Origin of the sequence: Lactobacillus sp. M0390 (assembly GCF_016102085.1) — a bacterium.
GTDB lineage: Bacteria > Bacillota > Bacilli > Lactobacillales > Lactobacillaceae > Lactobacillus > Lactobacillus apis.
Genome location: NZ_JACFPH010000002.1, coordinates 166,897 through 181,368 on the forward strand (window position 1 = coordinate 166,897; position 14,472 = coordinate 181,368).

Sequence of the window (14,472 nt, forward strand, 5' to 3'; positions counted from 1 at the left end):
TATCCTCTACTTTGTTGTAACAGTTGTAACAATTTGGTCTGCCTTCACCTGTTTAGTAGAAATAGGACTAATTTGAGCTACATCTTCCATATTATTAACAATGGTCATCACATCTGTAGGCTTATTGGCCGCTTTAACTGCTGCAACATCCATTTTGGCAATTAAGTCTCCTTGTTTTACATGCTGACCACTTTTTACATTAATTTCAAATGGCTCACCTTTAAGTTCAACCGTATCTATTCCAAAATGCAGAACTATTTCGAGTGGTCCTTCTGCTGACTCCATCGTAATCGCATGTTTGGTATCCATTATTGTTAAAATTCGCCCATCAACTGGTGCAACAATCTCATCACTATCTGGAATAACAGCAAAACCATCACCCAACATTTTTTGCGAAAACACATCATCAGGTACGGCAGTTAATGCTTCAAGTTGACCACTAACTGGACTAGCTAAAGATACTGAAACACTATTTTTCACTTCATTTGTTTCCTCAACTTGGTTTACTAAAGTGCCATCTTCATTTTTGGCTAACATTGCATCTTGAGGAACGCCCCATAAATAAGTTAAAACAAATCCACCAAGGTAAGCTGCTAATAAGCCAATGCAGTAATATAGAGCCTTGTTATTCGCAATTAATGGTATCAGCGCAACTCCTGAGGTACCAATTGCCGTTGATCCTACATTGCCAAAAGCACCTAAGACTGCACCACCAATACCACCGCCAAGACAGGCAGTAATGAATGGGCGTCCAAGCGGGAGCGAAACCCCATAAATCAAGGGCTCACCAACACCTAAAATTCCAACTGGCAATGCCCCTTTTATTAACTTAGTTAACGCTTTATTTTTGCGGCATTTAATCCATAAAGCTATTGCCGCACCCACTTGGCCCGCACCAGCCATAGCTAAAATCGGTAGAAGTGGAGTATAGCCCATTTTTTGAATCATTTGAATATGAATCGGCGTCAAAATTTGGTGGATTCCAAAAAGAACCATTGGTAAAAATACTGCACCTAAAATAAAACCGGCAATTGGACCACCAACTTTAAGTACCCAATTAATACTGTTAACTAGTGAATTTGAGATCCAACCCGCAAAAGGCATGACAATAAAGATAGTAGCTAAACCCATTATTAAGAGCGTTAAAAATGGTGTGAAAATAATATCCACAGAATCGGCTATATGCTTGTGGAAAAACTTTTCTACGTAAGAAAGTAGCCATACAGATATTAAAACTCCAATGATACCACCCTGTCCTGCAGCAAGTGGTTTGCCGTCAAACACGTTCGGAATAGTAACTGGCGGTAATACATTTGGCAACATAATAATTCCACCAATAATGCCTCCTAAACCTGGTGTAGCACCAAATTCTTTGGCAGCATTAATACCAACATAAATGTTTAGATAGGCAAATAAACCAGAAGAAATTACACCTAAAACAGTTATGCCCAGATTCCAGCTTGGTGGCAATATTTTAGCTGTCATCAAGTTTCTCAGCATCCCAGCCACACCAGAAATCAGTCCCGCACCAACAAAGGCAGGAATAAGTGGAATGAAGATAGCAGAAATATGTTGTAAAATTGCTCTCCACCAAGTTTGCTTTAAACTAGCTTTTTGCGCATCATGAACTATTTGTGCTTTTTGCATTACCTCTGATTTATCTTGTTGATATGTCTCGGTACTTGACGAACTTGGTGCGATAGCTGGGAAAGGATCATTCTCTTTTACACCGGCAGCATCAACCATGCTTTGAGCGACTTTAGTATTCACCCCTGGTCCTAAAACAATTTCTAAAGTTTCACCGTCAACAACTCCAATGACACCATCTATTTTCTTAAGTCCGGCTAAGTTAACCTTATTTCTGTCTCTTATCGAAATTCGTACCCTTGTCATGCAATGATACAGCGATTTAACATTTTCGATTCCACCGATCTGGTCATAAATTTTTTGTCCCAAATCTGTATACTTGTCTATACTCATTTAAGCCTCCTTGCTTAAAAAAATAACTTGCTAGTTACCAAAATATTACTGCTTTTAGAACACAAAAACCACGGAGATACTTTTTCAGTATATCCGTGGCTTACAAAAATTATTGAACTAATAAAAATTCATCCGTCGTTAACCGATGAGCACCTAATTTAGTTAATAAGTGATTATAATGATTCGTTACTGGTTTAATAGAAGAATCATATCCGTCCGAAATTAATGTAACTGAGTAGTCGCGACTCAATGCACTCTTTACTGTTGCCTGAACACAGGTATGATTCATTAACCCCACCACAACAACATTTTTAGGATTAAGATCATGTACCTTCTGAGCAAAGTTTGTTTGCGTAAACGGACTTGGTTCGTTCTTAGTGAAAACTGGTGCCGAGCTCTCGACCTTCAACTTAGAAGAAAAGTCACCAAGGTTTTCCTGCTTGACGTAAATAACTGGATCATTATTTTCTTCAAACTTTTTAATGACACGGTTAATCCGTTCAAGCAACTTTGTCTTCTTGCTCGAAAAGTGCATCGCTTGTTCCTGAACATCAACTACTAACAATAAATTATCGGCTGACATAATTATCCTCTCAACTAAAAATATTTCTTTGAAACCGTTTTTATTATAACGCTATATTGTTGATATTCAACCTAAACTTTATTACTCGCTGTAAGATAAATTACTCATCCGATGTAAAGAGTAGCTTTTTACCCGCTTCTATTTGATTTAATAATGGCAAATCTTCCTGTATCACCTGCGCTAAAACGTTAACCCGTTTATCAGCTGGCAAATCACATTTTGTGATTTGTAACTCACCTTGATAACGCATATATAAGCTATTATCACATGTAATCGTTCCTTTAGGACGTGCCAGAGCTTCGCTATTAGGAGTTGTTCCAAAGAGCTGCCGTTCACGTCCTTCAGCTAAACGAATAACTTTTTCTGCACAATCCCTTCGATTGTGCCATTCGTGACTAAATAGCTCTGGTACATCTTTGTTTATTCGCAGCGTAATTGCATTCTCTTTAATGTAGTTTTTAAAGCTTCTCAGTGATGCCTGAGATAAGTCAGCATCACCGATAAAAACGTGATCACAGCCGAGCTCTTTCAATTCAAGCATCGCTGCCAATGGATTTTCTTTTCGTTGCTGTTCTACTGTCGGCAAGCCCTCATTAATTGGCCCTCTCTTTTTTGCGTCTCCCGCAACAAAAGCCATCGTCTGCAAGTTCATTTCATGCAGCCAAGCATTTTTGGTAGCTAACCAATTTGTGGATAAACCAGTCTCTGGTCGTGGGTAATAATTATGCCACGCTTGTAAATGGGTAAAGTCGGCACAATAACTTCGCAATGCAGTAACATCGTCTTTTTCAATCGTGCTTGCATTTAGTGCTATCGGCATCTCTTTTGATAACTTTGCAATTGTGCTGTAATCAACTCCTGAATCTATCCTTAATCCTGTTAAATGCAACTTTTTAACCTGATCAATATCGGTAATTGCTACACCTAATTTCTCTAAGCAAGCCTTAGAAACATCCGCAATTAAATCTATATCTAGATTACTACACCACTTGGTTAATTCCCCCAAGCGCTTTAAAACTAGTTTATCATCATCTTCAGGAATATTTAGAGAAGTAAAAATTGTCGTTAAACCAGCATTACGCATTGCCAATAAGTAGTTGTAATCATCGGCTGTTAGGTCATGATCCAGATAAATTGAAAATCCAAGCATTTTTTCTCTTTCCTTCATAAAAAAACTGTTATTTCTATTATACTATTTTTTTGAAAGCGATATCAAAATAAAAAAGCTATAGGTTAAACCTATAGCCTTTTCTTTTGCAGAAAACTAGTTTTAGTTATTTTCTTCAAGTACAAATGTACTCCATGGTTCCACTAGATCAAGTAAATCAAGATCATCCTCTCTCAAGTGGCCAACCAGATTACGCCTACCGTCATTTTCAAATGGAGTTAAGACAATTTGTAGCTCGCCCTTATAGCGAGGATACTTGTCATTTACAACTACAACATCACCAAAATCAAAGGTAGACTTCTCATTATTACGAGCGGGAATGTCCTCATCGGAATAAACCACACGTGGCATTGTGTCACGTAATAAGTATTCAGAAGCATCACCACGGTATAGATGTTTATCTTTTAAACAAATTGTTTGTTCAATTGGTAGAACACCTTCTTCAAAATCCATTCCTAAAACTGGAAATGGACTATTGAAGGCTTCAGCAGCTGCAGCAAGTTCTTCCTCACTAGCAAACGCATTACCAATGATAATGTCATCAATCATTTTGCTTAAGCGTAAGTGTGTCACTTGGCTTGCAATGTTTCTTTGACGATCACTTTCCATTGTTGGTAAGCCTTCATGAACAGGCCATGGACCAAATTGCGCATTCTTTGAAGAAATAAATGCAGCGGTGTGTAAACCATACTCACGATATTTGAGTGAATATTCCATAAAAATGTCTTCACTCAAACCAGTATATTCCTGTGGATAGAAATTATGGCAACCAATTAAGTTATCAGGCTCTGGATCATAAGACATAATGCTATCAAGGTAATTCGTACCACGACTCATATTAAGCTCAATCTTTAATCCGTATGGATTATGAGTCATTGCTGCTTCTTCCATCCCGCTGAAGCCTTCGTCTAAGCGCAGGCCCCAAACGCCTAAGTCATGGAAAAAGACTAAATTATTGTAGTCAATGTTTAATTCCTTGAATAAGCCTGGATTAATATCAACAACAGTCGTAAAGCCTAGCTTATTTGCATAAGCAACATCTTTTTTCAACTTAGCTAATAAATCTTCGCCATCATCGCTTTTTAATTGCAATAGCGATGTAAAAATACGCTTATAACCATATTTATGAGCCAAATCCATATACTTTTGATCTTGTTCAAAAGTACTTTGCTCTGGATAAAGTGATATACCTAATTGCTTCATAATTTTATTACTCCTTAAACTAGGACTATTCTGCTTCAGGTTTCATATTGTTAGCAGCAATAACGAATGGTACATAGATAAAGAAACCTATAACCATGTTAACAGCCTGTAACACAATTGAACGCCAATCCATTGTTCCTAAGAATGCGTTGAGGAATGGTGGCATTGCCCAAGTTATTTGTGCTCTAACTGGGTTGACCAAGCCAAACTTCAAAGCAGCATATGAAATTGAAACCATAACTAATGGTGCAAGAACAAATGGAATGAAGTAGATTGGATTCAAAACAACAGGCATACCAAACATTACAGGTTCGTTAATGTTGAAGATACCAGGAACTAATGAAACTTTTGCAACAGCACGTTGATCTTCACGTTTTGAGAAAATCAAGATTGCTAATAGCAATAGTAAGGTGGAACCTGCACCACCAATCCAAACATAAAGGTCAAAGTCTGTTCTTGTCCACATGTAAGGTAATGTTTTACCGTTGTGGTAGGCATTAACGTTAGCAATCAACGCAGTAGTCCAAATACTTTCGGTAACTGGTGCAAGAACGTTGGTACCGTGAATACCGAAGAACCAGAATAATTGAACCAAGAAGGTAATCAATAATACTGACCAGTAACCTTGACTGACTTTCATCAAAGGCTCTTGAATTGTCTTTGAGATAAAGTCAATAACAGTTGTGTTGTTGAGTTGGAATAGATAGTTAATAATACCGACAACATACAAACCTGCAACAGCAGGAATAATTCCAGTAAATGCGTTAGAAACTGCTGGTGGAACACTAGCAGGCATCTTGATTGTAATATGTTTCTTCATCAACATGATGTATACGGCAATAGCAATACCGCCCATGATCATTACTGTGAAGAAACCGTAAGCACCAAAGTACTTGTTAAAGTTGAAGTAACCCCATGCACTAACGTTTTTACCAGCTACAGCTGCACCAGCGTCAGTGATGGCTTTAACATCTCCCTTTGTTAAAGCAGCTTTTAAATCAAGTGAGAAGCTCTGTGGCAGTCCCATGATAAAAGTACCTAAGGTAACTAAACCACCAGCAATTGGTTCAACTTTGTATTGAACACACATTTGGTAACCAAATGTAAATGCAAATAGCAAACCTAGAACAGCGGTTGTCCCTGTCCAGACCAATGCATTAATGGCAATTAGCCATTGCATTGAATTCACAAAGCCGGTCCAGCCGAATTGATTTGGTAGATCTCTTACTAACGCATTAATAACATTAGCTACAGAACCTGCCATAATCAATGGCATGATAGAAATGAAAGCATCACGCAAGGCTACAAGCCAGCGAACCGAACCTATCTTTGCTGCAACGGGAACGACATGCTTATTTAACCAGTTAATTAAAGCATTCATTTTAATTTCCTCCTACTATTTTTAACTACACTTGTATTATACCATAGTAGATGAAATCGCTTTAGAAAAAGTGAAAAAAACGCATTAAATAATAGTATTTAATAGGGTTTTTGTATAGTTTTAGATGTATAAAACCATAAATATAAGCTTTTAATTTCGGAAAACAGCTTATTCAGAATTATTAAATAACAGTATTATACGAAAAACATTATCATTTTTTGCCTTTCATAATTTTTAATAATATCAAAAAAGGACTAATTAAAAATTAGTCCTTTAGTTAGTTTCATAAGTGATACTAGATCTATTTTTCTTCTAACTTAGCTCCTTTATTACTTGCCAAAACAAATGGTAAATATAGGAAAATATCCAAAATGAACAGTAAGAGTGAGAGGATCGTTGCCGGTATATCTCCTGCGGTTGTCACCCATGTAGTTAAAATAGGAGGAATTGTCCAAGCAGGAATAACAACGCTTTTTGCCACTACACCTAATAATGTTAGCGGATATGCAATTGCAAGGTTAATCAGTGGAACAAAGATAAATGGAATTACAAAGTAAGGATTCATTACAATTGGAATCCCAAACATAATTGGTTCAGAAACATTAAAGATACTTGGAAGCAAGCCTAATTTGGCTACATCACGATATTCCTTACGTTTGGAAGCAATAAAGATCGCTATTAAGAACGGCAAAATCGCACCGGTTCCGCCAAACAAAGTGTACATACCAATCCAAGGATTTGTAACGATATTCGGAACGGCTTTGTGGGCAGCAAAGGCAGCCATATTTTGCTGAATTGCTGCTATCATTGGTGGCGAAGTTACTGATGCAACGATATTCTGTCCGTGCAAACCAAAGAACCACAAGAACTGTGTCACAAACTGAATAACGAAGCAACCAATCCATGACTCCATTGCTGCTTGCAAAGGTTGGGAAATTACTGCTTGAACTAAGTCGGTTATTCCTTGGTGGAAAATTTGGACATAAGCAAAAGTAATAACCGCAAAAACGATAACTACAAGTGACTCAGGTATCAGCGAATTAAAAGACTGCGCAACTGCAGGCGGTACCCCGTCTGGCATTTTAATTCTTAACTTTTTCGCTTTGTAGAAAAACAACAATAGTTCTGTGCTTAGAACTGCCGCAATCAGGCCCACAAACATCCCACCAGATGAAGTTAGAGATTGTGCGTAGACCCCAGCAACTGTGACTGTTTTGACCGTACCAGTTATCATTGCAGGATTATTCAACGGAAACATAATTAAGGCAGTAGCTACACTTAAGATTCCCGCATGAATTGGACTAATATCGTTCGTACCAATTCTACCGTCAGCAATATAAGAATTAAGCAACCGGTAGCCAATTATAAACGTTACAAATATGGTCATAAAGCCCATAGTACCGTTGTTTACCATCGTTCCCATTTCAGTCAATTTAGCTGCATAAGGAAATGCCTTTAAAACCGCAGGTTGATTTAGAACTAGCGAGTTTAATAATAGGAAAAGCGAGTTAACCATAATTATTGGCGTAATGTCAACAAAGGCATCTCGAATAGCCACTAAATGTCGCTGATTACCAATTTTATTTGCTAAAGGTAAAACAAGCTTATTAATTTTTTCAGAAATATTCATTTTTACTCCCTTAACTATTTTTGAAATTTCTAACTTAAAGGATTCAATTATTGAAACGTTTCAATAATAGTATTATACAATGTTTTTGGAAACGTTTCAATATAAAAATGAAAGCTTTTACAGATTACCTTAGTTTAATTACTTATCCGCTTTAAATTTTAGTACCCCAAAAGGAAATGCAGTTTCTGGCAAACTAATCTTAGAACCAGCAGGCTGGATGTTTTCGTTTGTTTCTAAGTTCTCAATAGATTTATAAGAAAAAGCTAAATTAGCAAGAGATTTTTGTTCACCACCCTGTTGTTGCTCGTAAAACAGATAATGATTACCATCTTTCTTAGTTAGATATAGCTGATTTTTTGCATAATCGGGACAACCACGTGTACTATAGACCGCTTCCCCAAACACTTTTAGCCATTCACCCAGTTGCTTCATTAGAGCTAGTGCGGGTTCTGGTAAGGTCCCATCTGGCTTAGGCCCAACACCTAAAATCACATTCCCGCCTAAGCTAATAATCTTTACGATACTACTTAAAATTTCGTCAAAGCTCTTATACTGGTCGTTAGGAACATAGCCCCAGTTTTTGGCCAAAGTAAGATTGCTTTCCCAAACTTTTTTCGGTGGTACTGTTGGAATTTTTTGCTCCGGGGTAACATAATTTTCATATTTCCCACCAATTGTTCGATCAACAATTAAAGTATCTGGCTTAATCTGCCAAATCTTTTGTGCAATTTCATCCATTGGTAGTTGCTCATGATGCATACTATTAACCCAACCAGCATCAAGCCATAAAATATCAATTGGACCATAATTTTGACAAATTTCTAATAGCTGATTTTCAACGAACTGCTGAAATTGATGCCACAATTCTGGTTTCTCTTCAGGGTCGTAACTAGCATATCGACCTTGCGGGTCTGAATTAGGCTCCCAATAAAAAGGACTATGCCAGTCAGCCTTGGAATAATATGCACCTGTCGCAATCCCTTCTTTGCGAAACGCATTATTCACATACTTTAAAAGATCGGCTTGTGGATTAGTATGAAACACAGAATCTGCTGCCGTTATTTTGTAGTCACTATAGCTTGTGTCGTACATATTAAAGCCATCGTGGTGCTTAGTTGTAAATAACATATACTTAAAACCCGCATCTTTAGCTGCTTTTGCCCAATCATTCGGATTAAATTTAACTGGATTGAATTCCCTATTCAAATTCCAGTAGTCATGCCTTAATGTGGTTAAATCTGATCTCCAAGCACCATGCTTGCGAGCCCAGTCATCTTCTTTAGATAATTGCCACGACTCAACTATTCCTGCTTGTGAATATAGGCCCCAGTGAAAAATAATGCCAAGCTTTTGATCTTGGAACCACTCAAGCTTATCAATAATTTCAGTTGGCAAATCCTGATATGCTTCTTGCTGAGCTGCTTTGTTTTCAATAATATCCTGTCGTTTCTTGTTTTCACTCATTTTCTAGCTCCTTTTGCCAAAAAATCTTATCCTGAATAAATACTTGCTTATCCACTTCTTGATTGTCGAGAAGTTTTAAAGTTGAGTCTGCCACTTTTTCCGCAATTTTATCCACAGGCTGCTTAATCAATGTAATCGGTAACTTCATGTTTTGGAGTAGGTGAGAGTAACCAAATCCAGCAACTGCAATCTGTGTTCCAACTTCCATACCAGCATCACGAATTCCTTCTACAACCTGAATTGCATTCGTATAATTGGTAACAAAAATTGAATCAAAGCCGTTTTTTATTAGTTCAGATACAGCTTCATACGCTTCAGTAGTTCCATAGTCAACATAAATTATTTGATCAGATGAAATTTCAACTGACATTTTTTTACATGCCGCATTAATTCCTGCTAATCGTTGTTGAAGTACATAATCGCTTTCAGTTGGAATGATGAATGCTGTTTTCTTTCGCTTTTTCAACATTCGTTCCACAACTTCTTGAGACGCTTGTTGATCGGCACTCAATATTTCTGGAACTGATTTGTCTGCCAAAGATGCTTCAACTGAGATTACAGGAATCCCAACCTGTCCTACTTCTTGAAATGCATCCCACTTAGTTTCAGCTTTCAAAATAATTAATGCATCTACTGACCGTTCAATCAGTTTTTTCAGCTTGTATTCAAAAGTTTCCTTGTCGTTTCGGTGACTAGTTAAAAGCAAAAAGTAACCAGCTTGATCAAATAGTTGTTCTAATGCTGCCAGCAGCTGAGAGCTATAAAAGTTATCCATATTATCAACTAAGATCCCAATTGAAAATGATTTATTCATCTTCAGTGCTTTTGCCGTTTGATTTGGGATATAATGCAGCTCTTTGATTGCTTGCTGAATCTTTTCCTCATTTGCTTTTTTTAAATGAACACCATTCAAATAGCGTGAAATAGACCCAACAGACACACCTGACTTATTGGCAATATCTTTAATCGTGACCATTTTTACCTCTTTTTTTGTTTTTCAATAAAATTATAGGCTGCACCATATAAATTAGCGTCATTATGGTATTGACACGTTTCAACAACAGGCATGATCTTTTCAACTTTCTTTTCCACAAGTTGTGCCTCTAGACGCTTGGCTACTTCAGCACTAAAACTGCTACGCGCTGAAACACCACCACCGATAATAATTGCATCAAAATCGAACGAAACTTGAATGTTATAAAGTCCCATAGCTAAACAGTCATACACTTCGTCAATCAGCTCATTTGCCAACTTATCACCTTGATCAGCCAATAAAAACAGTTTTTCTCCATCTACATCATCGGCTTCTGTTTGAGCAACATACTTGGCTGCTGCCTTAACAATTGTCGCTTGCATACTCAAGATTGAGCCATCGGCAGTCGACATTAAACCAAACTCGCCTCCAAACAGATGACTACCTTTGTATAATTTTCTGTTTATAAAAACTGCACCACCGACTCCAGTACCAACTACAACAAAAGCTACATTGGTAAAGTTTTTACCTGCACCAATATTAACTTCGCAGATGCCAGCACAATTAGCATCATTCTCAATAGTTACTGGCAGCCCAAATTCTGCTTCAAGCTCATGAAAAATTGGCCGATTATGAATATAGGGTACTGAACTGATACCATCAATTTCACCCCTTGTGTCATCAACTGCTCCTGGAGCACTGATAGCAATCCCATCTATATCCAGTAGTGTATCCAGATAGCGATGTATCTGTTTTACCAGTCCTTTGAAGGTTTTAGGTGTTTCAGACTTTTTTTGACACGTAATGTTATGATCGTCACCGAAATATCCACATTTAAGATTGGTGCCACCAATATCGAAAACCGCTAATTTCATTTTTCTCTCCTAGTATTTAGTCCAAGTACCTACCATTACTTTGAATTACTTTTTTAAACCACCAGTAACTTTTTTTAGGAATCCGTTTGAGATCAAGGACTTCTTTGTTAGTACGATTAACATAAACCATGCCATATCTCTTATCCATGTTGCCTGAAGAACTTGGTATATCAATAAGTCCCCAAACTAAGTAGCCAATAATGTCGACACCATCGATGTAAATTGCGTCTTTTAATGCTTGAATATGTTCTTTGTGATATCTAATTCGAAGGTCATCATCAATTTCTTTTCCGTGGTAGTTCTCTCTAATTCCTATTCCATTTTCAATCGGAAACATTGGCAGTTGATACTGATTATACGTCTTGGTCAAAATGTCTCTAAAGCCAGTAGGATCAATTGACCAGCCCCACTCGTTTACTTGTAAAAATGGATTTTCTTTACCGCCATATTGAAGGTAATAATTTGGCGCAGTTTTGTCTGGAATCAAACTACTACTAATTGTTGCACTTTGATAGTAACTAAAAGCAATATAATCACTTTTCATTTTACTAATCTCTTTGAGGTCTTCAGGTAAAACATCCACATTAAGATTATTATTTTTAACAAAACTAATCACTTCGTTTGAGTAATGTCCAAAAACAAACGCATCTAACAAATTTTTGTTAAAGAACTCATCTAATTGACGTGCATACAAAACATCTTTGGGAAGTGCAGAAACAGGATAAACTTCACTGTAGGCGAGCATGCCCCCAATTTTACAGTCCGTTGTTTGATGTAAGTAAGCAGCAATTCTAGCGTGAGCTAGCATCAAGTGGTGACTAATGGTATAAATATCCGTCAGCGTTTCTTCTTCTTTTAGTGAGCCTGCAATTTTCGCTGCACCAGGCATAAAATAAAGGTTTTGTTCATTAAAAGTAATCCAGTATTTAACACGGTCACCAAACAGATCGATCATCTTTTTACCGTATCGAACGAAAGCGTCAACTACATACCTACTACTGAAGCCATTATATTTCTTAGCTAGATTTAGTGGCATGTCAAAATGATAGAGGCAAATCATTGGTTGAATTTTTCTTTTTAACAGTTCATCAATTAAATCCGAGTAAAACTTAATTCCCTCTGGGTTAAAATCACCGTCACCCATTGGGTTTACTCTACTCCATGATATTTGAAAGCGATAGCAATTAATTCCCTGATTAGCCATCAAATCTAAATCAGCTGGATATCGATGGTACTCATCAATTGCTTCATCCCATACTGATGAGCCGTCTTCTGATCGATAGTTTGCATAAACAGAGTCGCCTTTTCCACCTTCATGGACCGCTCCTTCCGTCTGCATGCTTGAAGTTGAATTACCCCACATAAAATTATCAGGTAACGCTTGATTATTCATTTTCATACCTCACTCAATATTTTTGAAACGTTTCAATATATTATAGTAAAACATTTTTATTAAGTAAAGCTTCTTACCACTTAACTGATATATTAGTAAGCTATCTTTGACAATAAAAAATGCCACCAATTATTGGTGGCATTTAATATAAACGCATTAACTATTTGTTTGTAGTTGCGTAATCAGTAATGTTCAAAGTTTGTTGGAAGCCATTTGCACTAGTGATTGTTAAAACAGTGTTATTATTGCTAAATTGAATTGCTGATTTGTCCACACCATTTGCTGTAGCAGCAAGTTGAACAATTTGATCAGCTTCACTAATACTTAAGTTCTTTAAGTCGTTAACTACAACTTTTTTGCCGTTAAGAGCATTTTTAGCAGAAGTTATTTTGCTTAAAGTATCATTTACCTGTGCAACAGTTGAAATTGCAGTATTAACTTGTGTACCAGTTGCAATAGCTGCATCGTAGGCATCACGTAATGACTTAGCTGAAAGCTTATATGCATCGCTAGCCTTAACAGCTGCTGCTTGACCTAAAGCATCTTGTAGTGGCTTCTTGTCTGTATCAGTAGCAGTAACGGTCTGACTTTTAGCAGTTTCTGGTGTGTTAACTGGAGTAAGTTTATGTCCACTTACAGTGTTAACATCATCATCTTTAATAAAGCCATTCTTATCACTTTGTAATTTGTAGAACAAAACAGCTTTGTTTTCAGATTGAACCCAAATGTAACGTAATTCGTTTACACGAGCAACATGTCCCTTAGCAAAGGTCTTTGTTGGTTGTGCAACACCCTTGTCATCATAGACATTGGTGTCACGCGCAATAGTAGCAAAAGTTGCATTTTGATCTTCTACCGGCTTTTCATTTGCAGGTTTTAATTGCTTACCAGTGATTACACCAACGTTGCTCTTCTTAACCCATTGGTTTTCACCGGGATATTTACTATCGCTAATGCGGTAGTACAATTTGCCGTCAATGTACTGTAACTTATCAACTTGAATTTGTTGACCCTTCTTAAGTAAAGTCTTGCTTGAATTACCTTGGTCGTCATAGATATATGCATTATGATTCAAAGTAATTACTGTAGGGTCTTTTTGATTATCGCTTGGCGTATTATCCTCATTGACTGGTTTTAAACTTGCACCAGATAATTTACCAACGTTGGCTGCCTTGATAAATTGGTTAGTTTGACCACTAATGCGGTAGTAAAGCTTTTTATCAATGTAAATTGCTTGATCAAAGGTAGCAGTTTGTCCCTTCTTGATCTTCTTCTTGTCAGTTTTACCCTTAGCATCGTAAATGTAAGCATTGTGCTTAATCTTAGCACTTGCAGTAGCGGTGGTTGTGTTAGCTTTAGTGACCTTTTTACCATCAACATAGCCAACATTAGCTGCCTTGACAAAAGCGCCGCCGCCAATATCATAAAAATCAATACCACCAATAGTTACTTTGTCTGAATATTTTAAAGTATAGCCTTTACCAATGGTTGTGTTCTTCTCACTACCCATATAAGTCTTTAGACGCTTACCGTCTTTGTCATATACGTAAGAATTGTGGCTTAATTTAATTGTGCCCTTCTTTGAAGTATTTTTCTTGGTAGAAGAAGTCTTTTTTGCTGTAGATTTATGAGCTGCTTGCACTACTGCAGTTTGACTCGCACTCAATACTGGACTAACACCAATAAGTGCAGCTGTTGATACCATCATTAATTTATGACTTAGTTTCATTTATCTATTACACCTCATTAAAAAACTATTTTAATATATTTATTGTATACCAAAAATGCAATTAAACCAATTAAGATGGTAACTTCTTACCTT

The 14,472-nt window shown here is 37.0% G+C and carries 11 protein-coding genes; all 11 read right to left on the bottom strand.

What is annotated here, in order from left to right; translation table 11 throughout:
• Positions 1-6: 6 nt before the first annotated feature.
• A complete protein-coding gene (locus H3R25_RS04865) occupies positions 7-1,980 on the bottom strand; it encodes a glucose PTS transporter subunit IIA (protein ID WP_198194457.1) in 1,974 nt (657 codons plus the stop codon).
• 109 nt (positions 1,981-2,089) lie between these two features.
• On the bottom strand, positions 2,090-2,563 hold the full coding sequence (locus H3R25_RS04870; protein ID WP_074425818.1) for an isochorismatase family cysteine hydrolase: 474 nt from the start codon (positions 2,561-2,563) through the stop codon (positions 2,090-2,092).
• 100 nt (positions 2,564-2,663) lie between these two features.
• Positions 2,664-3,713, bottom strand: coding sequence for a MupG family TIM beta-alpha barrel fold protein (locus H3R25_RS04875; protein ID WP_198194458.1), 1,050 nt, complete (start codon positions 3,711-3,713; stop codon positions 2,664-2,666).
• Positions 3,714-3,833: 120 nt separating this feature from the next.
• Positions 3,834-4,934 carry a DUF871 domain-containing protein gene (locus H3R25_RS04880; RefSeq protein ID WP_198194459.1) on the bottom strand — a complete coding sequence of 367 codons (1,101 nt, stop codon included), beginning with the start codon at positions 4,932-4,934 and terminating at the stop codon, positions 3,834-3,836.
• Between the two features lie 25 nt (positions 4,935-4,959).
• Positions 4,960-6,315 (bottom strand): PTS sugar transporter subunit IIC, encoded by a 1,356-nt coding sequence (locus H3R25_RS04885; protein WP_074425821.1) that lies wholly within the window; start codon positions 6,313-6,315, stop codon positions 4,960-4,962.
• A gap of 301 nt (positions 6,316-6,616) precedes the next feature.
• Positions 6,617-7,945: a PTS sugar transporter subunit IIC gene (locus tag H3R25_RS04890; RefSeq protein WP_187158376.1), complete on the bottom strand. Its 1,329-nt coding sequence runs from the start codon at positions 7,943-7,945 to the stop codon at positions 6,617-6,619.
• Between the two features lie 138 nt (positions 7,946-8,083).
• Complete coding sequence (locus H3R25_RS04895) at positions 8,084-9,409, bottom strand: alpha-L-fucosidase (RefSeq protein WP_198194460.1); 1,326 nt, start codon at positions 9,407-9,409, stop codon at positions 8,084-8,086.
• A complete protein-coding gene (locus H3R25_RS04900; RefSeq protein WP_187158374.1) occupies positions 9,402-10,385 on the bottom strand; it encodes a LacI family DNA-binding transcriptional regulator in 984 nt (327 codons plus the stop codon). Before H3R25_RS04900 ends, H3R25_RS04895 begins: the two co-directional genes overlap by 8 nt.
• 2 nt (positions 10,386-10,387) lie before the next feature.
• Positions 10,388-11,257, bottom strand: a complete 870-nt coding sequence (locus H3R25_RS04905; RefSeq protein WP_198194461.1) for an ROK family protein — start codon at positions 11,255-11,257, stop codon at positions 10,388-10,390.
• Between the two features lie 16 nt (positions 11,258-11,273).
• Positions 11,274-12,650, bottom strand: coding sequence for a glycoside hydrolase family 1 protein (locus H3R25_RS04910; protein ID WP_198194462.1), 1,377 nt, complete (start codon positions 12,648-12,650; stop codon positions 11,274-11,276).
• A 160-nt stretch (positions 12,651-12,810) separates the two neighbouring features.
• Positions 12,811-14,379: an SLAP domain-containing protein gene (locus tag H3R25_RS04915; protein ID WP_198187765.1), complete on the bottom strand. Its 1,569-nt coding sequence runs from the start codon at positions 14,377-14,379 to the stop codon at positions 12,811-12,813.
• Positions 14,380-14,472 lie beyond the last annotated feature (93 nt).

Bases quoted from the DNA above. Each gene is read 5' to 3' on its own strand.
- H3R25_RS04865 (WP_198194457.1), bottom strand. From the start codon at position 1,980: ATGAGTATAGACAAGTATACAGATTTGGGACAAAAAATTTATGACCAG.
- H3R25_RS04870 (WP_074425818.1), bottom strand. From the start codon at position 2,563: ATGTCAGCCGATAATTTATTGTTAGTAGTTGATGTTCAGGAACAAGCG.
- H3R25_RS04875 (WP_198194458.1), bottom strand. From the start codon at position 3,713: ATGCTTGGATTTTCAATTTATCTGGATCATGACCTAACAGCCGATGAT.
- H3R25_RS04880 (WP_198194459.1), bottom strand. From the start codon at position 4,934: ATGAAGCAATTAGGTATATCACTTTATCCAGAGCAAAGTACTTTTGAA.
- H3R25_RS04885 (WP_074425821.1), bottom strand. From the start codon at position 6,315: ATGAATGCTTTAATTAACTGGTTAAATAAGCATGTCGTTCCCGTTGCA.
- H3R25_RS04890 (WP_187158376.1), bottom strand. From the start codon at position 7,945: ATGAATATTTCTGAAAAAATTAATAAGCTTGTTTTACCTTTAGCAAAT.
- H3R25_RS04895 (WP_198194460.1), bottom strand. From the start codon at position 9,409: ATGAGTGAAAACAAGAAACGACAGGATATTATTGAAAACAAAGCAGCT.
- H3R25_RS04900 (WP_187158374.1), bottom strand. From the start codon at position 10,385: ATGGTCACGATTAAAGATATTGCCAATAAGTCAGGTGTGTCTGTTGGG.
- H3R25_RS04905 (WP_198194461.1), bottom strand. From the start codon at position 11,257: ATGAAATTAGCGGTTTTCGATATTGGTGGCACCAATCTTAAATGTGGA.
- H3R25_RS04910 (WP_198194462.1), bottom strand. From the start codon at position 12,650: ATGAATAATCAAGCGTTACCTGATAATTTTATGTGGGGTAATTCAACT.
- H3R25_RS04915 (WP_198187765.1), bottom strand. From the start codon at position 14,379: ATGAAACTAAGTCATAAATTAATGATGGTATCAACAGCTGCACTTATT.